Here is a 25923-nt window from a genome sequence, read left to right as displayed (position 1 = left end):
CTAGTCGTTACTGATGCCCTCATTCAGAGCATCTGATTCGCTTTTAATATCGATCTTCCAGCCAGTGAGTTTTGCAGCAAGACGTGCATTTTGTCCTTTTTTACCAATTGCCAGAGAAAGCTGATGGTCGGGAACGACTACGACTGTAGACTTGTTCTCTTCATCGACGTTTACACTGACAACCTGTGACGGGCTGAGTGCGTTTTTGACGAATACTTTCGGATCTTCATCCCAGAGGACGATATCGATTTTTTCACCGTTCAGCTCATCGACGATGGCTTCCACACGTGCACCTCTTGCACCGACACATGAACCGACAGCATCGACATCTGTATTTTTAGCGTAGACGCTGATTTTAGAACGTTCGCCCGCTTCACGCGCTACGCTCATTACTTCAACTGTTCCGTCAAAAATTTCCGGCACTTCTTCTTCAAATAAACGTTTCAAGAGATTCGGGTGCGTTCTCGAGACGAAAATCTGCGGTCCTTTAGTCGTCTGTTCAACCTTGTTGACATATACTTTAATGCGCTCGTTCGGAATATAAGATTCATTCGGCATACGTTCCGATTCAGCAAGCACCGCGTCTGTTTTGCCGAGCTGGATATACACGAAACGGTGGTCGACACGGTCGATTAAACCTGTCAGCACTTCGTCTTCTTTGTTGATAAATTCATCGTATAAAATGCCGCGTTCAGCATCGCGGATACGTTGCATTACTGCTTGTTTTGCAGCCTGTGCACCGACGCGGTTAAAGTCCTGAGGTGTTACATCCTCATCAAACGGATCACCGATTTCATAGGCCGGATTATAGTTCTGCGCTGTTAAGAGATCGATTTCTGCAGTCGGATCTTCCACTTCTGCAACAACATCTTTACGCGAAATTACATGGTAGGCACCTGTCTCCATATTTAAATCGATTGAAACGTTTTTGTGGTCTGTATAGTTTTTCTTATATGCAGTAATCAGTGCTGCTTCAATTGCGTCGGTCAGCACTTCCATAGGAATATTTTTTTCTTTATGAATAAATTCAACTGCATTAATTAGTTCCTGATTCACTCAATTTTCCTCCATTCTAGAATAAGACGGCTTTTCTTATTGTTGCAATTTTGTCCCGTTCAATTGTAATTGTTTTTGTTCGTGTTTTTACTTTGTAATCAATCGTTACAGAGTTTTCATCGTAAGCGGTCAGTACACCTGTCCACTCTTTTTCACCGGCAATCTGCTGATACGTTTTAACGTAAATACCTTTGTTCAGCGTAAGCTCGAGATCTTCCTCATCTTTAATCGGACGTTCTGCTCCGGGAGATGACACATCTAAATAATACGCGCCCCCGATAATATCCCATTCGTCAAGCTGCGCACTGATTATTTCCGAGAACGCTGCACAATCATCGAGTGAAATACCGCCTTTTTTATCCAGGAAAATTCTAAGGAAAAAGTCAGGTCCTTCTTTAACGTAATTAACTTCAACCAGTTTTAAATCGTTGTCTTTTGCAATTGGCTCGACATGAGTAAATACTTTCTGTTCGGTTGCATTCATGTCAAAGTCCCCCTTTCAAAACTAAGAGAAGAACGGGGCGAACCCGCTCTTCTCCTGCAGACTGAGTATTTTTAATCACTAATATTATACCATAAGCAATTACACCGTGCAAGAAGACTAGATGTCAAAGATTGACAGCTGAGCTTTGTCCGGCAGATGATCAAGACTCCCGAGTTCGGTCAGGTAATCGATCAGTTTCTGTGAGACGCCGGCTTTTTTATTTAAATCTTCTTTAGAGATAAAACCCTCGTCCTCGCGTGTTTCCACTATTCTTCTTGCAACTGAAGCACCGAGGCCCGGCACCGCTATAAACGGCGGAATCAGCGTATCGCCTTCAATAATAAAGTCGAAGGCATCCGACTTGTCGACGCTGACAGGCTGCATTTTAAATCCGCGCTGCGCCATTTCATTGACCAGTTCCAGCACGACGAGTGTATCTTTTTCTTTCTTCGACAGCTCCTGGAAGTTCTGGTTCAGTTCATTGACACGGTGGCGGATAGTATCTTTATCTTTGACCATCGTCAGAAGATCAAAGTCCGTTGCCCGCACTGTAAAGTAGCTCGCATAGTAAAAGAGCGGGTGATGCACTTTAAAGTAGGCAATTCTGACCGAGTTCAGCACGTAGGCTGCGGCGTGAGCTTTAGGGAACATGTATTTAATTTTTTTGCACGATTCAATGTACCATTTCTCAACACCGTTATCTTTCATCGCCTGCTCGTGCTCTTCAGTCAGACCTTTCCCTTTACGCACTTTTTCCATAATGTTAAACGCAAGACTCGGTTCCAGCCCTTTGTACATCAGGGTTACCATAATGTCATCCCGGCAGCCGATAACGTTTGACAGGTCGCACGTCCCTTTCCGGATTAAATCCTGGGCGTTGCCAAGCCAGACATCCGTTCCGTGGGACAGTCCTGAAATCTGAACGAGTTCACTGAAGGTCGACGGTTTCGTATCTTCCAGCATCTGGCGGACAAAGCCCGTTCCGAATTCCGGAATGCCGAGCGTTCCCGTTTTACATAAAATCTGATCCGGTGTTACACCGAGAGATTCAGGGCCGCTGAACAATTTCATCGTTTCCTTGTCGTCGGTCGGCACTGTGGTCGGATCGATGCCGGATAAATCCTGCAGCATGCGGATCATCGTCGGGTCATCGTGTCCGAGTATATCGAGTTTTAATAAGTTGTTATCGATTGAGTGGAAGTCAAAGTGCGTCGTCTTCCATTCGGCTTCGACATCATCAGCCGGATACTGAATAGGAGTAAAGTCGTATATATCCATGTTGTCCGGCACAACGATAATACCGCCCGGGTGCTGGCCCGTCGTCCGTTTAACGCCGGAACAGCCGAGTACGAGGCGGTCGATCTCAGCCCCCCGCTTATGAAGTCCGTTATCATTGAGATAACCCTTAACGTAACCGAAGGCCGTTTTTTCTGCGACCGTGCCGATAGTCCCTGCGCGGTAAACATAGTCCTCCCCAAACAAATCTTTCGTATAGTTATGCGCTTTAGGCTGATAGACACCGCTGAAGTTTAAGTCGATATCAGGCACCTTATCCCCTTTAAATCCGAGGAAGGTTTCAAAGGGAATATCCTGGCCTTCTTTAATTAAATCAACATCGCACTTACTGCATTTTTTATCGGGCAGGTCATAACCGCTCGATACCGAACCGTCGGTAAAGAACTCTGACTCTTTACACTCGGGGCAGACATAATGCGGCGGCAGCGGATTGACTTCGGTAATTTCAGTCATCGTTGCGACTAAACTCGACCCGACGGAACCCCGTGAACCTACCAGATAGCCGTCATCAAGCGAGCGCTTAACGAGCTTGTGCGAAATCAGGTAAATAACCGCAAAACCGTTTCCGATAATACTCTCGAGCTCTTTTTCAAGGCGGTCCACTACAATTTGCGGCACCTCTTCGCCGTACAGTGCTCTTGCGTTGTCGTAGCTCATCTGTCTGATTTCTTCTTCCGCACCGTCAATTTTTGGCGGATACAGATCTTTCTTAATCACTTCAACTTTATCGATCATGTTCGCTATTTTCTGCGTATTCTCGACGACGATTTCAAAGGCAGTATCTTCATCGAGAAAATCAAACAGTTCGAGCATTTCTTCTGTGGAACGGAAATGCGCTTCCGGTAAATTACCGCGGGACAGCGGGTTACCCGGATTCGATTTCACTAAAATGTCCCGGGACAGTTTATCGGATTCTTCAAGGTAATGGACATTGCCGGTTGCAACGACCGGTTTACCCAGCTCCTTGCCGAGCTTAATAATATTTTCAATAATTTCTTCAAGGGTCGCCTCATCGCGTACCACTTCCCGGTCTAAAAGACGCTGGTAAAGGGGTTTTGGAAATACTTCGAGATAATCGTAAAAGTGCGCTTTATTTCTCGCTTCTTCATAGGATTTCTGCATCATGGCTGTGAAAACTTCACCGTTGTCGCAGGCGCTGCCGATTAAGAGTCCTTCGCGGTGTTCTTCCAGCACCTGGCGTTTAATCCGTGCAGACCGGTAAAAGTGATCGGTCAGCGACAGGCTGACAATTTTAAATAAGTTTTTTAAGCCCGTATTGTTCTGAACCAGTATAGAGACATGTGTCGGCATGGCCCTTTTATAAGAATCGCTGTTTGACAGACTCGAATTTATATCTTTGTGGTTCGTAATCCCGTAATCAGCTTTCAGCTGCGCCATCATTTTAATGAAAATATAAGCGGTGGCTTCCGCATCGTAAATCGCTCTGTGATGCTGAGTTAAATCAACGTTGTACTGCTTCGCCAAAATATTCAGGCCGTGTTTTTTCATATTGGTATTAATTGTGCGGGACAGCTCGAGCGTATCGATAACACCGTTCGTCGATTTGCCTAAACCTTCTTTTTCATATGCTTCATCGATAAAGCCCATGTCAAAGCTCGCATTGTGCGCAACGAATATAGCATCGCCGACCCACTCTTTAAAGTCTGTAATAACAGTACTGATATCCGGCGCGCCGACCAGCATATCATCGGTAATCCCGGTTAGTTCTTTAATCAGTTCCGACAGCTTTTCTCCGGGGTTGCTGAAACGTTCAAATTTATCGATGACTTCGCCGTTTTTCACTTTAACCCCGGCAAGCTCGATGATTGAATCATACTTCGATGACAGTCCCGTCGTCTCCACGTCAAAGACCACAAATTCGTGATCTTCAAGAGAGTAATCCTGGGGCTTGTAAGCAATTGGGGCGCCGTCGTCGACAAGCATGCCCTCCATGCCGAAAATCATCTTAAAGTCATCGTCGCCGCTCGTTGCGTTAAAGGCATCCGGAAAAGCCTGGACGTTGTTGTGGTCCGTTACCGCAAGGGCTGAATGACCGTACTGTTTCGCACGTTTAATATATTCTGTAATACTCGTCATGCCGTCCATCTGGCTCATCGTTGAGTGCAGGTGAAGCTCCACGCGTTTTTTATCGGCATTATCGCGCTTCGGCTTCTTATTAACCGCCGTTAAATTTCGGATATTTAAGACCATATCTTTCGTAAATTCATCGTATTCCACCCGGCCTTCGATAATGACCCAGTCGCCTTCTTCCAGCACTTCGAAAACTTCGTCATCATTTTTACCGTGACGGGAAAACATTTTCGCCATAATGGAATCCGTGTAGTCGGTTAATTTCAGCTGCAGGATTTTACGCCCGCTCCGGAGATCGCGTACTTCTTTTGAAAAAATATGCCCTTCAATTTTGACACTGTATTCTTCATCAAAAATATTTTCTAAAGGACGCACACCGTCAAAGGTTTGCGGTTTGCCGATTTGTTTTGGCACATTGCCTTTGCGCTCAGTCTCCTCCGCCTGTTTTTCCCTGTCGGAAATAAACTGGGTAATGAGTGCCTCCCGTTCATCGCTGATTCTATTTTCAAGCGCTTCTGACAGCGATGACTGCAGATCATCGTCAATTGTTACTTCAAGTCCTTTTAAATAAATGCCGAAATACTTATATGCATTCAGCAGGTTGCCGTTGATATGCCTGTTGAAATGCGACTGTTCAATTGAATTCTTAACCGCGATATAAAGCACACCGTTATCGAGTTTTTTAGCTGTTCTTTCCAGCTGGTGCTTTATATTGTCATTGATAGAAAGACTGTGTACTGCGAGCGGGAAGTAGTCTGTTACGAGCTGTTCATCGAACTCTGCAGCCGACATGATCAGTTCCGTTTTTGCAATGTCTTTAAATGCTTTATTTATGTTAGCACTCATCATTTGGTACAGCGCGCTCGGTATAATGCGCGATGTTGTCAGATGAAACTGCCAGATCCGTGCATCATCATCAACAACGACACGCGACAGCTCAGCGTCTTCCAAATAATTATTCTGAGTGATATTTGCCTGTTCAAGTAAAATCTTTAATTTATCATGGCTTTCCAATTAGAAAACACTCCCAGTTAAAAATTCCACATCCTGCGCCTGTCTTCCTAGAAAAACGCGTAAATCTAAGATTTACGCGTAGTCATTGTCTGCAAGATATGATGTTAAGTCTGTAATCCGCACTTCTGCAGATTCTTCGTCAAGACGACCTTTTACTTCGACTATGCCGTCTTTCGCGCCGCGTCCGACGACGATTCTTACAGGCAGGCCGATCAGTTCCGAATCAGCAAATTTAACGCCTGCGCGCTCGTTGCGGTCATCGTACAGCACGCGGTGGTTTTTAGATAAAATATCGTAAATTTCCGCAGCCGTGCCGGTAATCGTTTCATCCTTCGTATTCGCTGTAATAAGGTGAATATCAAAAGGTGTGACTGATTTCGGCCAGTAGATACCTTTGTCATCGTGATGGCTTTCGACGATTGCCGACAGCACACGTGAAATCCCGATACCGTAACAGCCCATTAAAACCGGTTTTGCACGGCCGTTCTGGTCGAGTACGTTGAAATCCATAGCTTCGGAATACTTAGTGCCGAGTTTAAATACCTGGCCGACTTCAATACCGCGCATGAATTTAGCAGGACCTGAACCATCAGCAACCGTTTCACCTTCGTTAATAAATCTGAAGTCCCCCGTACCGGCTGCTTCGAAGTCGCGTTCATGGTTCACATTTAATAAGTGATAACCCGTTTCATTGGCCCCGACCGGATAATTTCTCATCGCTTCGACCTGGTAATCAAGATAGACGGGAATTGGCGAACCGACAGGACCGAGAGAACCGGGTGCTGCATTCAATTCTGCTGTAATTTCTTCATCCGCTGCCATATCGATCATTTCAGTATCAAAGTAAGCTTTCACTTTAACATCATTCAGCTCCTGGTCACCGCGGATGACAATCATTTTCAGACCGTCATCCGTTTTAACAACCATCGTTTTAGTCGTTAAAGTCAAATCGGTATCGAGGAAATCAGCAAGTTCTTTTACCGTGCCGATGTCAGGTGTTGAGATTTTTTCGGTTTCAAGCATTTCTTCAGTACTGCGTTCTTTCGGCGGTGTACATTCTGCTTTTTCAATGTTTGCAGCATAGCTGCTTTCATCTGTGTACACGATAGTATCTTCACCAATATCTGCAAGCGCCATAAATTCATGTGTGTGGCTGCCTCCGATAGAGCCGCCGTCTGCCTCGACTGCTCTGTAGTTTAAGTCGAGACGCGTAAAGATGCGGCTGTAGGCATCGTACATATCTCTGTACGTTTTATCCAGCGAATCTTCATCGATATGGAAAGAGTATGCATCTTTCATTATAAATTCACGTCCGCGGAGCAGGCCGAATCTCGGTCTTAATTCATCTCGGAATTTCGTTTGGATCTGGAATAAGGTAAGCGGCAGCTTTTTATAGCTTTTCAGTTCATCGCGGACGAGCGAAGTAATTACTTCTTCGTGTGTCGGCCCGAGAGCAAACTCCCTGTCATGACGGTCGCGAATTCGCATCAGCTCTTTGCCGTATGCTTCCCATCTGCCTGATTCTTCCCATAATTCGCGCGGGTGCAGCACCGGCAGGTGCACTTCGGCACCGCCGATATTCATCATTTCCTCACGCACAATATCCTGAATATTGTTCAGCACCAGCTGCGTGATCGGCAAATATGCATATATACCGCGTGCGAGCTGTTTAATCATACCTGACTTCAGCATCAGGCGGTGGCTTAAACTTTCGGCTTCTGTAGGTGTTTCCCTAAGTGTAGGGATAAACATTTGTGATTGCCTCATATTATTTCACTCCTATAAGAAAAATGTTTTAATGTCGTTCCAGGTGACGAGCACCATAATGACTAAGACGAATAATACGCCGATTAACTGTATGTTCAATTCCACTTTGCGGTTCAGCGGACGTCTGAAAATTCCTTCGTAGAGCACGAATAAAATTCTTCCGCCGTCGAGTGCTGGAATCGGCAGTAAGTTCATTATACCTAAATTCACACTGAGCAGCGCAGTAAAGTTCATCAGCACTAAAATGCCCTGTGATGCGACTGTTTCCGTTACTTTATAAATGCCGACCGGGCCGTTCAGCATATCAAAACTGAAGGTGCCGGCAAAAATCGTGCCGATCATATTGACGACGAGTTCAAAGATGAGTGACATGCTGGACACAGTTTCTTCGATACCCCACCATACGGGAGCAATTACGCCGTCTTCAAAGTCTCTGCCGACACCGATGATAAGACGTTCCTGCACAGTGCCGTCAGGCAATTCCGTAGATTCAACCGTCGGTTCGAGCGTTGCCGTCCGCGATTCTTCTCCGGATTCAATCATCAGCTCCTGAGGATTGCCTTCGCCTTCCTGAATCAGCTGGGTCATATGACTCCAGCTGTCGACTTCTGTACCGTCGATGGAAAGGATGCGGTCGCCTTCTTCCAGATTAATTTCCGCTGCAGGCGTATCTTCCATAACCGTACCGACAATCGGTTCATCAACCGGTTTCCCCTGGATGTAAAACAGGATAGTAAATAAAACAAAAGCGAGCAGGAAATTAAAAAGCGGTCCGGCAAACAGCGTTAAGAAACGCTGCCAGACACTCTTCGTTTCAAATCTGCCGGACAAAGGTGCGATACGTTCGAGCTCCGAGTTTTCAACGAAGTAGCATTCATCGCTGAAATAATAAGTCGCTTCACTGTTGTCATTCAGTTTTAATCCAGTTACGTACATCCGTTCAGAGATGTCGCTGTCGACGACTTCAATCTCTTCGACATGCTGGAAATTGTGTTTATCATCTAGCAGGATGTGTGTAATTTCATCGTTCTGATTTAATTTAATATTGATGCGCATACCGGCATTCAGCGGATTAACTTCCATATCTTTTGAAGCCATCCTTACGTAGCCGCCGATTGGCAACAGACGCACCGTGTACTGCGTGTCGTTGTATTTATATGAAAAGATTTTCGGCCCCATACCGATGGCAAACTCCGGACACATAATTCCTGCACGTTTTGCAAAGAACATATGGCCGAATTCATGCACGGTAACAAGCACACCGAAAACGACTATAAATGCTAAAATTCCTGTCACTTACTTCACCTCATATTTGATTTATAGCGCGCGTCAAGGCTCAGTATCGTTTCAAGGTCGGGATTTTGAATATTCTCGTGCTGCAACATGCGGGCTTCAACGATTTCTTCAATTTCCAAAAACTTAATTCTGCCCTGTAAAAATTCTCCGACTGCGTATTCATTCGCAGCGTTCATTACCGTCGGCAGTGTACCGCCTGCTTCGAGCGCATCATAAGCGAATTTTAACATTTTAAAGCGGTCAAAATCCATTGGTTTGAAGTTAAGCTGTGACAATTCATTGAGAGACAGCGGATTATCTTTATAGAGCCGCTCCGGATGCGTAAAGGCGTATTGGATAGCCGTTCTCATATCGGAGTTGCCGAGCTGGGCCATAATACTGTTATCGATAAATTCCACCATCGAATGAATGATGCTTTCCTTATGCAGCAATGTTTTAATCTCTGAAACTTCGACGTCGAATAAATGTTTTGCTTCGATAACTTCAAAACCTTTATTCATCATGGTGGCAGAATCGATTGTAATCTTCTGTCCCATCGACCAGTTCGGGTGATTTAAGGCATCTTTTAAAGTGACGCTGCCGAGCTCATCGCGCGAAAGATCTCTGAAGGAACCGCCGCTTGCCGTAATAATCAAGCTGCTGATTTCCTTTTCATTTTCGCCTTTTAAGCATTGAAACAGAGCCGAATGCTCTGAATCGACAGGAATAATCTGCACGTTCTTTTCACGTGCACGTTCCATCACAAGATCGCCAGCTGCAACTAGGGTTTCCTTGTTTGCAAGAGCAATATCAGTTCCTGCATCGATAGCAGCAAGTGTCGGCCTTAAGCCCACACTTCCAAGTATTGCTGTTAAGAGCAGATCGCTGTTAAATTCAGCAACTGCAAGAAGACCTTCTTCTCCGGAAGTAAATTCTATATGCGGATATTTACTTTGCAGTTCTTTAAGAGTGTCTCTGTCCTGCACCGATACTAAAGGCGGCTGAAAGTCTGTTAAAATTTCGTTCAGCTTAGCTAAATTGCGTCCGGCAGAAATTGCACCGAGTTTAAAATGTTCCGGATTTTTTTTAATGATGTCCAGGCTTTGAGTCCCGATAGAACCTGTAACACCTAGTATAGAAATGGTTTTTATCATAGTATTCACCTGTTATTATGAAATAATCGGTAAGATGTTCATCAGGGGCAGTACGAAGATGAAACTGTCAAAGCGGTCTAGTATACCGCCGTGTCCCGGTAAAAATGTGCCAGAGTCTTTGACGTCAAAGTGACGTTTCAAAGCGGATTCCACGAGGTCTCCCATCTGCCCGAAGATGCTGAGAACAATAGTAAACGGAATTAAGAGCCACAGCGAACCTTCCATCAGGCCTGTGAAGACGAAAACTACCGGTATAAGCACCGATACGAGGGTGCCGCCGAGCGACCCTTCTATCGTCTTGTTCGGACTAATCTGCGGCCACAATTTTCTTCTGCCGAATGCTTTTCCGAACAGATAAGCTCCCGTATCCGTCAGCCAAACGATGAGAAGTGCATATAAAATATAAATCAGGCCGGATTCCCGCGTCTCAAAAAAGTACATGAAGCCGATGCCGATATAAGCAACTGCAAGGACACAGAAACCCATATCAACAAAAGTAAATCTGTTTTTTGACACTACTGTCGTCGACAGCATAATAAGTGCCAGCGCCACGATAATTTCCAGCTGGAAATCAGCGATTGCCGGTGAAAAGGATTCCTGCGGTATTAATACCATGCAGAGAGCAATTAAAGATAAAATACCCGGCAGTGAAACGATATGAATCCGGTTCATCTTTAAAATTTCGTAAAGCCCCGTAATTGCCATGAGGTAGACTAAGATTAACAGCGGCCATGAGCCGATTATTACAATCGGCAAAAATAACAGCAGTGCAATGACTGCAGTTATCGTTCTAGTCTTCATCTATTACATCCTCCTCATTTAAGCCTCCAAAACGCCGGTCTCTCTTTTGATACTGAAGTATCAGATCATCCATTTCTTCAGTTGAGAATTCCGGCCACAGCGTATGTGAAAAGAACAGTTCACTGTAGGAGGCCTGCCATAATAAGAAATTACTCAGCCGGTATTCGCCTGAAGTTCTAATAATCATTTCAGGGTCCGGCATATCTTTAGTCATTAAATAATCATCGAAAGTCTTACTGTCGAGCGCTTCAGCATCAAGTGTGCCTGCGAGAACATCACTCATCATTTCTTTTACTGCCCCGATCAGTTCGTCGCGTCCGCCGTAGTTCAGAGCAAAGACGAGTGTGAGTCCGGTGTTATCCGCTGTTTTATCAATTGCGGTCTGGACTGCTTTACGCGTGTGTTTCGGCAGTGCCTCGAAATCTCCAATTGTTTTCACAACCACATTTTTTTCAATCAGTTCCGGTAAAAACGTGCTGAGAAAATCGGTCGGAAGCTTTAGCAGATAGTTCACTTCGCTCTTTGGACGGGACCAGTTTTCTGTTGAAAACGCATAGAGCGTTAAATACTTAAGTTTTATATCTGCAGCATGTCTCACGATGCGTTTTACATTCTGCATTCCTTCGTAATGACCTTTTATACGGGGCATACTGCGCATTTTCGCGTATCTGCCGTTGCCATCCATAATAATCGCAATATGTTCCGGTAGTGGTCTCTCAGTCAGAGATTTATCTTTAGTCGCTTTAAACATGACGATCCTCCGTGCCAAATATGTATCTGTAATAAATTTTAATATACTTCTTCAATTATTTTATTTTAACATAGTTATATAATAAAAAAACAGGTAAGTCCCCTTACCTGTTTCTAAGATTAAACTTCGAGAATATCTTTTTCTTTAGCGTCGCACATTGCATCCACTTCTGCGATGTACTTATCTGTCAGTTTCTGAACGTCGTCCGTCATGTTTCTCAGTTCGTCTTCTGAAATATCTCCGGACTTTTCTGATGCTTTCAATTCGTCATTTGAATCACGGCGCACGTTACGGATTGCGACTTTAGCAGTTTCGCCTTCTTTGCGTGCATCTTTAACGAATTCCTTCCGGCGTTCTTCAGTCAGCTGAGGAACGGTAATACGAATCAGGGTACCGTCACTTGTCGGATTGACCCCGAGGTCCGCTTTTTGAATTGCTTTCAGAACATCGTCAACAGAGCTTTTATCGTAAGGCTGAACAACCAGCATACGCGCTTCAGGCACGCTGATGCTTGCCAGCTGATTCAGCGGTGTCGGTGCACCGTAATAGTCAACATGAACACGGTCCAGCATACTTGAGTTTGCAGCACCTGTCCGGATTGAAGCGAGTTCACGGCTCAGGCTGTCGATTGATTTCTTCATTTTGTCTTCAGTTGTTTTCAAAACGGATTCACTCATATTAATATCTTCTCCTATTGCTTTGTAATAGTCGTACCGATATTTTCTCCGGAAACGGCACGCTTAATATTACCTTCTTCTGTAATTGAAAATACCACAAGCGGGATGTCATTGTCCATACAGAACGATGATGCTGTAGCATCCATTACCTGCAGATTTTCCTGCAGCATTTCAATATAAGTCAGCTTTTCATACTTAACAGCTGACGAATCGTGTTTCGGATCTGCAGAATAAACACCGTCTACGTTATTTTTGCCCATCAGAATAACATCTGCTTCAATTTCTGCTGCGCGGAGTGCTGCTGTTGTATCTGTTGAGAAGTACGGGTTGCCGATACCTGCTGCAAAGATAACAATACGCCCTTTTTCAAGGTGGCGGATTGCACGTCTTCTTATATAAGGTTCAGCGACCTGTTTCATTTCAATAGATGTCAGCACTCTCGTTTCATGACCGAGCTGCTCTAAACTGTCCTGCAGTGCCAGTGAGTTCATAACTGTTGCAAGCATTCCCATGTAATCTGCAGTGCCGCGGTCCATCCCGAGGTCGCTGCCGATCTTGCCGCGCCAGATATTGCCGCCGCCGACGATAATCGCCATTTCAACGCCTAATTTTTGCGCTTCCGAAACTTGGGAAGCAATATTTTTAATGACAACCGGATTAATTCCGAAACCATCGTCGCCAGCAAGTGCTTCTCCGCTGAGCTTTAACACGATGCGTGTAAATTTAGAAGATTCAGCCATGTTTTTCAATCCTTTTCCTTCGAATTTATTACTTAGAAAAAAAGACACCGAAGTGTCTTTTTAAGCAATTTATTTTTTAACTTGTCCTAATACTTCGTCAGCAAAGTTTTCTTCGCGTTTTTCAATACCTTCACCAAGTTCGTAACGGACGAAAGTGCGGATTGATGCATTTTTAGACTCTAAGTACTGCTGTACTGTCTGATCAGAGTCTTTAACAAACGGCTGATCCACGATGCAGATTTCTTCTAAATACTTGCGGATTCTTCCTTCAACCATCTTGTCGACGATTTTTTCAGGCTTACCTTCATTTAATGCCTGCTGACGCAGAACATCGCGCTCGTGATCAAGTTCAGCCTGATCTACTTCGTCGCGTGAAACGTATTTAGGGTTTAATGCCGCAGCGTGCATAGCAACATCTTTCGCAACTGTTTCGTCAGTAGTACCTTCTACAACTGTTAATACGCCGATGCGTCCGCCCATGTGCATGTACTGGCCGAAAGCGTCATTGTCAGTTTTAGTTTCAACTGCAAAACGTCTGATGTTTAATTTCTCTCCGATAGTTGCAACTGCGTTGTTCATAATTGAAGTTACAGTTTCACCATCAAGTTCAGAGCTGTATAAAGCTTCTACATCTGCAGGTTTAGTTGCAAGGATGTGTGAAGCGATTCTTTTAACAAGTGTCTGGAATGCTTCGTTACGTGCAACGAAGTCTGTTTCAGAGTTGATTTCAACGATTACTGCTTCGTTTCCTTCAGAAGTGATGTAAACAGCACCTTCTGCAGCGATACGGTCAGCTTTTTTAGCTGCTTTTGCAATACCGTTTTCACGGAGGTAATCGACTGCTTTGTCGATGTCTCCATCAGTTTCGATAAGCGCTTTTTTACAGTCCATCATGCCTGCGCCTGTTTTTTCACGTAGTTCTTTAACTAATTTTGCTGAAATAGCCATTGTTCAGTCCTCCATATAATTGTTGTAAAAAAGGTGATAAGTATTACGCTTATCACCTGAATTCTCAATTAATTATTGCGCGTTTTCTTCTGTAGTTTCAGCTGAAGCATCTTCTTCTTTTAAGTCGATATTTTGTTCCGCTGCTACTTCTTCGTCTGAAATACCGCGCTGACCTTCTAAAACAGCATCCGCCATTTTGCTTGTCATCAGTCTGACTGCGCGGATAGCGTCGTCGTTAGCCGGAATTACGTAGTCGATTTCGTCAGGGTCACAGTTAGTGTCGACCATTGCTACGATAGGAATTCCTAATTTTTTAGCTTCTGCAATCGCGTTGCGCTCTTTACGAGGGTCAACGATGAAAATAGCGCTAGGCATTTTCTTCATGTCGCGGATACCGCCTAAGAATTTGTTTAAGCGTGCGTATTCTTTACGCAGTTCAACAACTTCTTTTTTAGGAAGAACGTCAAAAGTTCCGTCAGCTTCCATTTTTTCGATTTCAGAAATTCTCTTGATGCGTTTGTTAATAGTCTGGTAGTTAGTTAAGATACCGCCTAACCAGCGCTGGTTAACGTAAAGCTGTCCAGCACGTTCCGCTTCTTCTTTGATAGCGTCCTGAGCTTGTTTTTTAGTACCGACAAACAGAACCTGTCCGCCTTCTTCAGATATTGACTTAACGAAGTCGTAAGCCTCTGCAACTTTTTTAACTGTTTTTTGCAGGTCGATAATGTAGATGCCATTACGTTCCGTGAAGATGTATTTGCTCATCTTAGGGTTCCAGCGGCGTGTCTGGTGTCCGAAATGCACACCTGCTTCAAGCAATTGTTTCATAGTAATTACTGCCATGATTTGTTTCCTCCTAATTGGTTTATACCTCCAGCATCGTGCTGAATAACCACCTGTAAACAGGCACCGGTTAATCCCTTACTCTGCTGTGCGTATTTGGTCTTTTGACCGATTAATACTATATCATATATATTCTTTCTCCGCAAGCTTAGCTTTCTTTGCGGAGCTCTGGAAGGAAGTCTTCTTTTTTAACTTTGATAAACGTTCCTTTCATGCCGAGTGAACGGGATTCGATTACGCCTGCACTTTCAAGTTTACGGAGTGCGTTAACGATAACCGAACGCGTAATGCCGACACGGTCTGCAACTTTAGAAGCAACGAGCAGTCCTTCATCTGCATCAAGTTCATCAAAAATGTGTTCGATTGCTTCGCGCTCTGAATACGACAGAGAACGGATTGCCATGGCAATGCTCGCTTTATCGCGTGCTTTCTGTTCAACTTCTTCATTTTTCTCGCGGAGAATTTCCATGCCGACCACTGTACCAGCATATTCTGCAAGAACGAGATCGTCTTCTGAGAATTTATTTTCTCTTCGTCCAAGAACCAGTGTTCCTAAACGGTTGCCTCCGCCGTAAATCGGCACGATGCATGTTTCTGAATCCTGGTAAGGATCTTCAGCCGGGAAGATTGTTAAGTCATCTTCAAAAGCAATGTTTTCGCGGGTTTCTGTAATTCGCATAATCTGGTTAACGTAATAGTCCGGGAATTGTCTGTTATCCAGCATATCGACGATGCGTTCGTTTTCGATTGTCTGAACGACACCGATACCGAGCAGCTTACCTCTCTTTGATACGATAAAAGTATTACACTCCAGAATACGGCTTAATTTATCCGCAACTTCTTCGAAGTCTACTTTAATGTTTGAACTTCCTTGAATTAAATTGTTAATCTCACGTGTTTTCTGTAATAAACTTGGCATGGTTATTCACTCCTGTTAAATTATAAAATAAATTCGCTTAAATCTTTGTCTGTAGAAATATGGTCCAATTTTGAATCGACATACTGCTTCGTAATTTCAACGTGCGCGCCCTGCATATTGCTCGCTTCGAACAAGAGTTCCTCAAGCAGCGTTTCTAAAATCGTATGCAGTCTCCGCGCACCGATATCGTCTGTCTCGGAGTTTACTTTGTAGGCAATTTCAGCAAGCCCCTGGACCGCTTCATCCGTAAATGATACGGATACGTCTTCTGTCTTAAGCAGCGCTTCGTACTGTTCGAGCAGGGAGTTCTTCGGTTCTTTTAAAATACGTTCGAAATCGTCCGCCGTTAATTTGTTCAGCTCGACGCGGAGCGGGAAACGCCCCTGCAGCTCAGGTATTAAATCACTTGGTTTCGCCACGTGGAAGGCGCCCGCCCCGATGAATAAAATGTAGTCTGTTTTTATCGAACCGTATTTAGTCTGCACCGTTGACCCTTCGACAATTGGTAAAATATCGCGCTGCACGCCTTCTCTAGAAACATCTCCAGAGTTTTGGCTGCTCTTCGCTATCTTATCAATTTCGTCGATAAAAATAATACCTGTTGTTTCCGCGAGCTCTATCGCTTCGTCGTTTACATTATCGATATCGATCAGCTTTTCAGCTTCTTCATCAATTAAATACTGACGGGCTTTTTTAACGGTCATCGTCCGCTTGTGTTTTTTCTTCGGCATTAAGTTCTGCAGCATGTCGCCCATGCCGTTGTTATCCATACCCGGCATCATCATGCCAAGCTGATTTGAACTTTCCGCAACTTCAATCGTTACTTTCTCGTCCTCGAGTTTGCCCGTGAGCAGCTGGCTTTTAATATCGCGGCGTTTCAGGCGGACAGAGTCATCGACTTCTTCAATTTCTTCTTCCTCGCCCTGCTGGTTCATAAACATTTCAAACGGATTTGAGCCCGTCTGTTTCTGTTTTTTACGTCCCGGAGCGAGCAGGCCTGTCAGACGTTCGTTAGCCAGGTTTTCCGCATCTTCAGCAACTTCTTTTTTCTTCGCTTCTTTGACCATGCGGACGGCGCTGTCGACGAGATCCCGGACCATCGACTCAACGTCGCGGCCGACATAGCCGACTTCCGTGTACTTCGTCGCTTCGACTTTCGTATACGGACTGCCTGTAATTTTCGCTATGCGTCTCGCAATCTCTGTTTTACCGACACCAGTCGGCCCGATCATCAGAATATTTTTCGGAATAACTTCCTCTTTTAATTCATCGTCGAGCAGCATTCTTCTGTAACGGTTGCGCATAGCAATCGCAACTTTCCGCTTCGCTTCATTCTGTCCAATAATACTTTCGTCGAGACGTGCTGTAATTTCTCTTGGAGAAAGATTAGTGTTTGGCATTTATCTCACGCTTCCTTAATCGATTGTTTCTACTATTATATTGTCGTTTGTAAATACGCAAATTTCACTTGCCAGTTTAAGACTGTCATAAGCAATCGTTTCGGCACTTAAATCGGCACCGTATTTTTTCATGGCGCGTCCTGCTGCCAGGGCATAGTTGCCGCCGGAGCCGATTGCGAGAATGCCGTCATCCGGTTCGATGACTTCACCGGTGCCGGACACGAGCAGCAGATTACTTTTATCCATTACAATCAGCATGGCTTCCAGCTGCCGGAGCATTTTATCGCCCCGCCACTCTTTAGCCAGTTCAACTGCAGCACGCTGCAGATTGCCGTTGTACTCGTGCAGATTTGCTTCAAATTTCTCAAACAGCGTAAAAGCATCTGCCACACTGCCCGCAAAACCTGCTACAACCTGGTCGTTGAAGAGCCGGCGGACTTTTTTAGCTGTATGCTTCATCACAACCTGATTGCCGAGTGTTACCTGGCCGTCGCCTGCAATCGCCATTTTGTCATTGTGTCTGATCGCGAATATCGTCGTCATTCATGTCACCTCTTCTTATTACTGGGGTGTGCATTTAAATAAGTCTTTTTAAGCTGTTCTGTCGTCACATGCGTATACCGCTGTGTCGTCGATAAAGACTCGTGGCCGAGCAAATCCTGCACCGCCCGTAAATCTGCTCCGTTGTTCAGTAAATGCGTTGCAAATGTATGCCTGAAAGTATGCGGGTGAATGTCTAAATGAAGTGCGCTCCGCTTGACCGTCATATCGATAATATGCCGGAGTCCGCGGACTGTGAGCGGTCCCCCTCTATGGTTTACCCACATTGCATCATTCTTAAGTATATCTTCGCTGTATATTTCCGCATAGTTTCGAAGCGCCACCGCTGCGCGGTCATGAAACGGGACGACCCGCCATTTGCGTCCTTTGCCGAGTACCCGGACAATCTGCACAGTGAAATCAATATCCTGCAGCCGGAGGCCGATCATTTCGCCTGCCCGCATACCGGTAGCATACAGAAGTTCCAGTATTGCGAGATCCCGTTCGTACATTTTATGATTCTCATCCAGGCTGCCAAACAGCGCTTCGATTTCGTTCGGATACATGAAATCCGGAAGTACAGCTTCCTTCTTCGGAAAAGGCAGTGCCGTAAACGGATTTATATCGACGCATTCCCTGTCAGCCAAATAATTATAGTAGCTTCGGAGCGTCGATATTTTCCTCGATACGGTTGATTTTTTTAAATTGCGTTCATACAACATTGCCAGATAGTTTCTTGCATCCATATATTTAAACGATGGAACCGATAAACTTTCTCTCTTTAAAAAAGTTATGAATTCATGAATATCATGATCATAACTTTTTATAGAATGATCTGAAAAATTACGCTGATACTTGAGCATACGCAGGAAATCATTAACGTAAATTTCAACCACCTCATTCTTTGTCTGAATTTTATCATAATTTAAATTATTTATCCAAGCAATACAATAGTCACCTGTCCATAAATAAACAACATTAGCTATTTTAAACCATTTTTCAAGAAATTGCACTTAATTGTACAAATATTTATAATTCTGTCGAAATGGAAGACAATAAAGGCGCTTACATTAGCGCCAACAGCAAAAAACCGCCCACGCGGGCGGTTCATTCTTAGCTTGCGTCTTCTGTGTAATCGCAATGCGTACATTTAACCTGCGCTTTTTTGCCTTTCTTTGTTTCGACCAGATAGTGTTCGCATTTCGGACAGTCACGTCCAATTGGACGGTCCCATGAGACGAAGTCACATTCAGGGTAGCGTTCGCAGCCGTAGAAGATCCTGTTTCTCTTCGATTTGCGTTCGACAACTTCTCCCTCTTTACAAGTTGGGCATTTAACGCCGATTTCCTTAACGATTGCTTTTGTATTGCGGCAGTCGGGGAAATTCGAGCATGCCATGAATTTGCCGTAGCGCCCCATTTTATAAACCATCGGAGATCCGCATTTTTCACAGTCTTCTCCTACCGGTTCATCCTTAATTTCGATTTTTTCCATTTCTTCTTCCGCGCGTTCGACCTGCGGACTGAATCCTTTATAGAACTCGTCGATTACTTCGCGCCATTCTTTATCGCCATCAGCGACCGAGTCGAGACTTTCCTCCATATTGCGGGTAAACGCAATATCGATAATATCCGGGAAGTATTCCACGACCTGCTCGTTTACAATTTCACCGATTTCTGTCGGGATAAAACGCTTCTGGTCCATGCGGACATAGTTGCGTTTTTGAATCGTATCGATTGTCGGTGCGTATGTTGACGGACGTCCGATTCCCGATTCTTCAAGAGTTTTAACGAGACGCGCTTCGGTAAATCTCGGCGGCGGCTGCGTAAAATGCTGAGCTGGCTCAATTTTTTCAGATGTTACTGTCTCGCCTTCGTTCATTTCGGGAAGTTTGTTGTTTAAATCATCTTCTTCGTCATCCGAACCTTCAATATAAATTTGCATAAACCCTTTAAATTTAATCGTCTGGCCCGTGCTTCTAAAGAGCACGCCATTGTTGCTCAGATCAATTTTAACAGTATCCAGTATTGCCGGTGCCATCTGGCTCGCTATAAATCGATCCCAGATCAGTTTATACAGACGGTGCTGGTCGCGGCTTAAGTACTGTTTCATATTATCCGGTGTGCGGTTTGCCGATGTCGGGCGCACTGCTTCGTGTGCATCCTGGGCTGCCGCTTTGTTCGATGATTTCTGTGTCCCGGTAAATTCTTTGCCGTAAGCTGATTCAATTAAATCGTAAGCTTCATCTTTGGCAGTATTCGAAATACGTGTCGAGTCCGTTCTCATATAAGTAATCAGACCGACCGTACCTTCTTTTTTAATATCGATACCTTCATAGAGCTGCTGGGCAAGCATCATCGTTTTACGCGCTTTAAAATTCAGTTTGCGCGCCGCTTCCTGCTGGAGAGAAGATGTTGTAAACGGCTGTGCCGGATAGCGTTTCTTCTCTTTTTTCTCTACGGAATCGATATGGAAGTCGTTGCCTTTCAGCTGATTTAATACTTTATCGACATCGTCTTTAGTTTTTAGTTTGGTCTTCTGCTTGTCTTTCACAAGCTTATTGAATTTACCCGTAAATTTCGAACGCCCTGTTTTAAATGTTCCTTCGATAGACCAGTATTCTTCCGGAACGAATTTACGGATTTCATTTTCACGGTCGATAATCAGCTTCAGTGCCACTGACTGCACACGTCCCGCCGATAATCCTTTTTTCACTTTCTTCCATAGTACAGGCGAAATATTGTAACCTACCAGGCGGTCGAGTATGCGGCGGGCCTGCTGGGCATCTACCAGCTGCATATCGATTTCTGCTGGTGTTTTAAAACTTTCTTTAACCGCATCCTTTGTAATTTCATTGAAGACTACGCGGTAATAATCATTATCCGGTCCGAGCGCATGGCTTAAATGCCAGGCAATTGCTTCCCCTTCTCTGTCGGGGTCACTCGCGAGAAATACTTTCTTCGCTTTTTTTGCTTCTTTTTTCAATTCTTTCAATAATGGGCCTTTACCCCGTATCGTAATATATTTAGGTTCGTAATTATTTTCTGTATCAATTCCAATCTGACTGCGTGGAAGATCTCTCACGTGTCCCATGGAAGCAATTACTTTATAACGTTTACCGAGGTACTTTTCAATCGTCTTTGCTTTCGCAGGTGATTCTACGATAACTAAATTGTCTGCCACTCTGCTGCCTCCTAATTTGCTTTTAATCTATACAAGTCCAAATGATACACAGTTAAATTTTACTTTGTCAATAAAAATCCATTTATTATAATATTCAGCGTTCCGGAATTCAGACGAAATCACTCTGTATATCCTCTGCTTCCGTGACGATAGTTGCACCTTCTTTCAGGCGCAAGTTGGTGCCTTTAGACAGTGCTGAAGTAATGCTCCCTGGCAGGCAGTATGCGTTCCGGTTCTCATCGAGCGCCATTTCGAGCGTAATAAGACTGCCGCTTTTTTCTTCCGCTTCAGTCACCAGCACACCGCGGGCGCACCCGGCAATAATTCTGTTCCTGGCCACGAACTGCCATTTCTGAATTGGAGTATCCGGCGGATATTCGCTGATGGTCAGATGCTTTTTCTCCATTTCAGTGCGGATGTCCGCCGTCGTTTTCGGATAATGCGTATTATGACCGAAGGCGAGCACACCGATTGTCTTTATGTTATAGAGAAGTGCTGTCCGGTGAGCCGCTTCATCCGCTCCGTAGGCAAGTCCTGATATAATAGCAATGTTTTTTAAAGACGGCAAGAGGAGCTCGAGAGATTTTCTGGTATAGGCGGTCGCCTTTCTGCTCCCGACGACCCCTAGCATCTCTTCCTTTAAAAGAGCAGCGTTCCCCCGGTAATATAATATGTAGGGAAAATCATAAATTTCTTTCAGCAATGCCGGATAAAGCCCGTGTTCATGCGTAAGATAACCGATGTTATCCCTGTCGAGACTGGCTATAATTTTCTTCCTGTCGAGTGTCCCTGCGTAGTTAATTTTCTTTTTTAATTCAGGCGAAATCCAGCTCTTATTTAAGATCGCCAAATATTCTTTAGCAGTGACTCCTGCAAAACTCAGCAATAGTAAATCCATAAACATCCCCCTGTTATTCCGATACTTATATTATAGTTGGTTTCTCAGGAGTTTCAGATTTCATTTTGCCGACAAAAACTTCCAGAAAAAGACAAAAAAAGACGATAATCCATGCGGATTACCGTCTGATTCACTCACTTAGCTGAGTTATATTTCATTTATTTTACAGTCAGGCATTTTTCGTAAAGCCCGTCTTCTTTTTTGATGCGCTCGATAAGCGTTTCACCAATTTCAGAAGGCGTTGCAGCTGTTTCAATTCCGCATTCGTTCATAATACGGATTTTTTCATCAGCTGTCCCTTTACCGCCTGAAATAATCGCACCGGCATGGCCCATGCGTTTCCCTGGAGGTGCAGTCTGTCCGCCGATGAAGCCGACAACAGGTTTAGTCATGTTATCGCGAACCCACTCTGCCGCTTCTTCTTCAGCAGTACCGCCGATTTCCCCAATCATTACTACAGCGTAAGTTTCAGGATCTTCGTTGAATTCTTTTAATACATCGATAAAGTTCGTTCCGTTAACAGGGTCTCCGCCGATACCGACAGCAGATGTCTGGCCGACACCTTCCTGTGTTAACTGGTGAACTGCTTCATAAGTTAACGTACCTGAGCGTGATACAACACCAACGTGTCCTTTTTTGTGGATATAGCCGGGCATAATACCGATCTTAGTTTCATCGGCAGTAATAACACCCGGACAGTTCGGTCCGATAAGACGCGTGTTTTTATCTTCTAAATAACGTACAACTTTAACCATGTCGAGTACCGGGATGTGCTCGGTAATACAAATTACGAGGTCAAGCTCAGCATCTGCAGCTTCCATGATTGAATCCGCTGCGAATGGAGCCGGCACGTAAACTACCGATACAGTTGCGCCAGTTTCTTTTTTAGCTTCTTCTACAGTGTTGAATACAGGAACACCTTCAACATCTTGTCCGCCTTTACCAGGTGTCACACCAGCAACAATCTGAGTACCGTACTCAAGCATCTGCTTCGTGTGGAATAGTGCTGTTGAACCGGTAATACCCTGTACAATTACTTTAGTATTTTTATCTACAAATACAGCCACAATATATTCCTCCGTTATTATTTATTTTCGTTTACAGCAGCGATGATCTTCTGAGCACCTTCAGCCATTGTGCCTGCCGGTGTGATTGCAAGACCTGAATCTGCAAGAATTTGTTTACCTTCTTTAACGTTTGTACCTTCTAAACGCACTACAAGAGGTATTTCAAGACCGACATTATTGACAGCCTCAACGACACCTTCAGCGATAACGTCACACTTCATAATGCCGCCGAAAATGTTTACAAAGATTCCTTCTACTGCCTTATCGCTTAAAATAAGTTTGAACGCTTCAGTAACTTTCTCAGCAGTCGCGCCGCCCCCTACGTCGAGGAAGTTGGCAGGTTTTCCGCCGAAGTGGTTAATCGTATCCATCGTTGCCATAGCAAGTCCGGCACCGTTAACCATACAGCCGATGTTACCTTCTAAGGCGATGTATGCTAAATCGTGTTTTGAAGCTTCGATTTCTTTTTCATCTTCTTCATCGAAGTCGCGTAATTCAACGATATCTTTGTTTCTGTATAAAGCGTTCGCATCGAAATTAACTTTCGCATCAAGCGCAATAACTTCGCCGTCGCCTGTCGTAACAAGCGGGTTGATTTCCATAATTGCTGCATCTTTTTCGATAAACACATCGTATAAAGAGAGCATTAATTTAGCTGCTTTGTTTACTGATGCTGTTGGAATATTAATATTGAAAGCAAGTCTCTTAGCCTGGAAAGGCAGAAGACCTACTGCAGGGTCAATCACTTCTTTAAAAATCTTTTCAGGAGTTGCTTCTGCCACTTCTTCGATTTCAGTTCCGCCTTCTTCAGAACCCATTAATGTTACGCGGTTCGTCGCGCGGTCAATTACGAAACCTAAGTAGTATTCGCTGTCGATATCGCAGCCTTCTTCAATAAGAAGACGTTTGATTTCAGTCCCGTCCGGACCGTTCTGATGAGTAACTAAGACTTTGCCTAACAGTTCTTCGGCATATTCTTTAACTTCATCGACAGATTTTGCTATCTTAACGCCGCCTGCTTTACCACGGCCACCTGCGTGGATTTGAGCTTTGACAACGTAGACATCTGAATCAAGTGTTTTTGCAACTTCAACTGCTTCTTCTGGTGTAAGAGCAACGTCACCTTTAGGTACGTTTACACCCATTGAGCGAAAAATTTCTTTTCCTTGATACTCATGGATATTCATGATTTTCCTCCTAAGACTTTTTAATAAAGCTTACATATTCAATTATAGGAAACCCATCGTTGAATGTAAACGTGTAAGTGATAACTAATGAAACAAATTATTGTTATTTTAAGAAATTTTGAGAAATAAATCACAAGTTGCAGTAAATATGATTCGAAACCGCAAGAATATGGATTTTGCTGTTAAAAGTTTGTGAATTTTCATACTTAAATTTGTCCGCTGGTCATACTTTTTACCGGTTCAAAAGTTTTTCTGTGGATAGGTGTTGCCCCGTATTTATGCAAAGCTTCAAGATGCGCTTTTGTGCCGTAGCCCTTATGTTTCAAAAAGCCGTACTCCGGATATTCAGCCTCGTATTCTGCCATCATTAAGTCACGAGTTGTCTTCGCGATTATCGAAGCGGCTGCAATTGAATTGGAGACCGCATCACCTTTTATAAGCGCGGTCTGCGGAATATTATTGCCGAGCGTCATCGCATCGATCAGTAAATGATCAGGCGTCCGCGGAAGATTATCAATCGCGCGCTGCATGGCAATTTTCGTCGCCTCATAAATATTGTGCTTATCGATTTCCGCCGCTGTCGCAATGCCGATACCGTACTCAGCGTGCTCCATAATTTCTTCGCGCAGAGCAAGCCTCTTTGACTCAGGTACTTTTTTAGAGTCATCGAGGCCGATTATTTTATAGTCATCCGGCAGAATCACAGCCGCAGCTACCACGTCGCCCGCAAGCGGTCCGCGCCCTGCTTCATCGACACCCGCAAGACTGGCAGCCGGATGCTCGTTTTCATGGCGCATCATCGTGTCGTAATGCTCCAGGAGCGCCCTTTCTTTTTGGAGGAGGCGCGCCCTTCTGATAAGCGCGTTCTGTACACCTTTTCGTTCGTCTTCGTGAAAAGGCGAGGCAGTTAAATCTGCCAGGGTTTTTATCTTGTCAATTTCGAGTTTAATATCGCTTATCTTCATATAATTATTCCGCACCCTCTGCGAGGTCGAAGGTAAAACGCCCGATTTTAGCATCGCGTGTATCGTAGATAACTCTTTCTGTCACGCGCTCGTAGTCGATTTCATTGCCGCTCATTTTAAAGCCGCGCGACTGGCCGATTGCATCAAAAATTTCCACGATTTCGGTGTTTTCATCGATATTAATATTGTAAAACTGTTTGAGCGCATCAAGGTGATGCTCCTGCATGAATTTCAGGGCAAAGATTGCAATATCGTCGAGGTTCACGACGTTATCCTTAATTGCACCCGTCAGCGATAGTTTCTGTCCGATTGACTCATCTTCGAATTTCGGCCAAAGCACACCCGGAGTGTCGAGCAGTTCCATTTTAGTTCCTGCTTTAATCCACTGCTGCGCTTTCGTCACGCCTGGCGTGTTGCCGGTTTTCGCCACTTTTCGTTTCGCTATGTTATTAATAATCGTGGATTTGCCGACGTTTGGAATTCCGACAATCATTGCTCTAATCGCACGCGGATTAATGCCTTTACGCTCCATGCGTTCAAAAATTTCCTTCGTCGCCTCAACGACTGTGTTTTCAATTTTCTTCAGCACGTTCGGCTCCTTGCCGTTCAGCGCTATAGGATAAACCCCTTCAGCTTTCAGACGGTTAATCCAGCGATCCGTTTCCTTGTTATTTGCCATATCTTTCTTATTCAGTACAACCACTCTCGGCTTATCACCGATTACGTGATCGAGCATCGGATTTTTGGAAGCATACGGAATGCGCGCGTCCAGTATTTCTATAACGACGTCCACCTTCTTCAAACTCTCTTCAATCTGGCGGCGGGCCTTCGCCATATGCCCCGGGAACCAGTTAATTGACATCTTCG

General features: G+C 44.4%; 22 protein-coding genes. All 22 read right to left on the bottom strand.

All coding sequences use genetic code 11. The features are described from left to right. The 22 genes from nusA to ylqF all read right to left on the bottom strand — a co-directional run bounded on the left by nusA (position 1) and on the right by ylqF (position 25918). On the bottom strand, positions 1–1056 hold the full coding sequence (nusA, locus tag DFR63_RS09955; RefSeq protein WP_115885795.1) for a transcription termination factor NusA: 1056 nt from the start codon (positions 1054–1056) through the stop codon (positions 1–3). 16 nt (positions 1057–1072) lie between these two features. Beyond that, positions 1073–1540 carry a ribosome maturation factor RimP gene (rimP, locus tag DFR63_RS09950; RefSeq protein ID WP_115885794.1) on the bottom strand — a complete coding sequence of 156 codons (468 nt, stop codon included), beginning with the start codon at positions 1538–1540 and terminating at the stop codon, positions 1073–1075. 117 nt (positions 1541–1657) lie between these two features. Continuing rightward, positions 1658–5941 carry a PolC-type DNA polymerase III gene (locus DFR63_RS09945; protein WP_115885793.1) on the bottom strand — a complete coding sequence of 1428 codons (4284 nt, stop codon included), beginning with the start codon at positions 5939–5941 and terminating at the stop codon, positions 1658–1660. A 72-nt stretch (positions 5942–6013) separates the two neighbouring features. Beyond that, a complete protein-coding gene (locus DFR63_RS09940; protein WP_115885792.1) occupies positions 6014–7708 on the bottom strand; it encodes a proline--tRNA ligase in 1695 nt (564 codons plus the stop codon). Positions 7709–7720: 12 nt separating this feature from the next. Continuing rightward, on the bottom strand, positions 7721–9004 hold the full coding sequence (gene rseP, locus DFR63_RS09935; RefSeq protein WP_115885791.1) for an RIP metalloprotease RseP: 1284 nt from the start codon (positions 9002–9004) through the stop codon (positions 7721–7723). Positions 9005–9009: 5 nt separating this feature from the next. Further along, entirely contained in the window at positions 9010–10134 is a 1125-nt protein-coding gene (dxr, locus tag DFR63_RS09930) for a 1-deoxy-D-xylulose-5-phosphate reductoisomerase (protein WP_115885824.1), read from the bottom strand. Between the two features lie 18 nt (positions 10135–10152). Next, positions 10153–10938 (bottom strand): phosphatidate cytidylyltransferase, encoded by a 786-nt coding sequence (locus DFR63_RS09925; protein ID WP_115885790.1) that lies wholly within the window; start codon positions 10936–10938, stop codon positions 10153–10155. Then, positions 10928–11689 carry an undecaprenyl pyrophosphate synthase gene (locus DFR63_RS09920; RefSeq protein ID WP_115885789.1) on the bottom strand — a complete coding sequence of 254 codons (762 nt, stop codon included), beginning with the start codon at positions 11687–11689 and terminating at the stop codon, positions 10928–10930. Before DFR63_RS09920 ends, DFR63_RS09925 begins: the two co-directional genes overlap by 11 nt. Positions 11690–11808: 119 nt before the next feature. After that, a complete protein-coding gene (gene frr / locus DFR63_RS09915) occupies positions 11809–12366 on the bottom strand; it encodes a ribosome recycling factor (protein WP_115885788.1) in 558 nt (185 codons plus the stop codon). Between the two features lie 14 nt (positions 12367–12380). After that, a complete protein-coding gene (gene pyrH / locus DFR63_RS09910; protein ID WP_115885787.1) occupies positions 12381–13106 on the bottom strand; it encodes a UMP kinase in 726 nt (241 codons plus the stop codon). Positions 13107–13175: 69 nt separating this feature from the next. Next, positions 13176–14054 (bottom strand): translation elongation factor Ts, encoded by an 879-nt coding sequence (gene tsf / locus DFR63_RS09905; protein WP_115885786.1) that lies wholly within the window; start codon positions 14052–14054, stop codon positions 13176–13178. Between the two features lie 72 nt (positions 14055–14126). Then, a complete protein-coding gene (gene rpsB, locus DFR63_RS09900; RefSeq protein WP_115885785.1) occupies positions 14127–14897 on the bottom strand; it encodes a 30S ribosomal protein S2 in 771 nt (256 codons plus the stop codon). Positions 14898–15045: 148 nt separating this feature from the next. Continuing rightward, positions 15046–15816 carry a GTP-sensing pleiotropic transcriptional regulator CodY gene (codY, locus tag DFR63_RS09895; RefSeq protein WP_115885784.1) on the bottom strand — a complete coding sequence of 257 codons (771 nt, stop codon included), beginning with the start codon at positions 15814–15816 and terminating at the stop codon, positions 15046–15048. A gap of 20 nt (positions 15817–15836) precedes the next feature. Beyond that, positions 15837–17216, bottom strand: coding sequence for an ATP-dependent protease ATPase subunit HslU (hslU, locus tag DFR63_RS09890; protein WP_115885783.1), 1380 nt, complete (start codon positions 17214–17216; stop codon positions 15837–15839). Between the two features lie 15 nt (positions 17217–17231). After that, a complete protein-coding gene (gene hslV / locus DFR63_RS09885; protein WP_115885782.1) occupies positions 17232–17759 on the bottom strand; it encodes an HslVU peptidase proteolytic subunit in 528 nt (175 codons plus the stop codon). Between the two features lie 5 nt (positions 17760–17764). Then, positions 17765–18643 carry a site-specific tyrosine recombinase/integron integrase gene (xerA, locus tag DFR63_RS09880; RefSeq protein WP_281271288.1) on the bottom strand — a complete coding sequence of 293 codons (879 nt, stop codon included), beginning with the start codon at positions 18641–18643 and terminating at the stop codon, positions 17765–17767. Positions 18644–18869: 226 nt separating this feature from the next. After that, positions 18870–20939, bottom strand: coding sequence for a type I DNA topoisomerase (topA, locus tag DFR63_RS09875; protein ID WP_115885780.1), 2070 nt, complete (start codon positions 20937–20939; stop codon positions 18870–18872). Between the two features lie 109 nt (positions 20940–21048). Continuing rightward, positions 21049–21837 carry a DNA-processing protein DprA gene (gene dprA / locus DFR63_RS09870; protein WP_115885779.1) on the bottom strand — a complete coding sequence of 263 codons (789 nt, stop codon included), beginning with the start codon at positions 21835–21837 and terminating at the stop codon, positions 21049–21051. 158 nt (positions 21838–21995) lie between these two features. Further along, complete coding sequence (gene sucD, locus DFR63_RS09865) at positions 21996–22904, bottom strand: succinate--CoA ligase subunit alpha (RefSeq protein WP_115885778.1); 909 nt, start codon at positions 22902–22904, stop codon at positions 21996–21998. 17 nt (positions 22905–22921) lie between these two features. Continuing rightward, positions 22922–24091 carry an ADP-forming succinate--CoA ligase subunit beta gene (sucC, locus tag DFR63_RS09860; protein WP_115885777.1) on the bottom strand — a complete coding sequence of 390 codons (1170 nt, stop codon included), beginning with the start codon at positions 24089–24091 and terminating at the stop codon, positions 22922–22924. A gap of 206 nt (positions 24092–24297) precedes the next feature. Beyond that, positions 24298–25056: a ribonuclease HII gene (locus DFR63_RS09855; RefSeq protein WP_115885776.1), complete on the bottom strand. Its 759-nt coding sequence runs from the start codon at positions 25054–25056 to the stop codon at positions 24298–24300. Between the two features lie 4 nt (positions 25057–25060). Continuing rightward, positions 25061–25918 (bottom strand): ribosome biogenesis GTPase YlqF, encoded by an 858-nt coding sequence (ylqF, locus tag DFR63_RS09850; RefSeq protein ID WP_115885775.1) that lies wholly within the window; start codon positions 25916–25918, stop codon positions 25061–25063. Positions 25919–25923: the final 5 nt, after the last annotated feature.

This window comes from Jeotgalicoccus halotolerans, from assembly GCF_003387165.1.
Taxonomy (GTDB): Bacteria; Bacillota; Bacilli; order Staphylococcales; family Salinicoccaceae; genus Jeotgalicoccus; species Jeotgalicoccus halotolerans.
The sequence above is the reverse complement of the archived record's forward strand: the minus strand, read 5'-3'. Positions and strand labels throughout refer to the sequence as shown.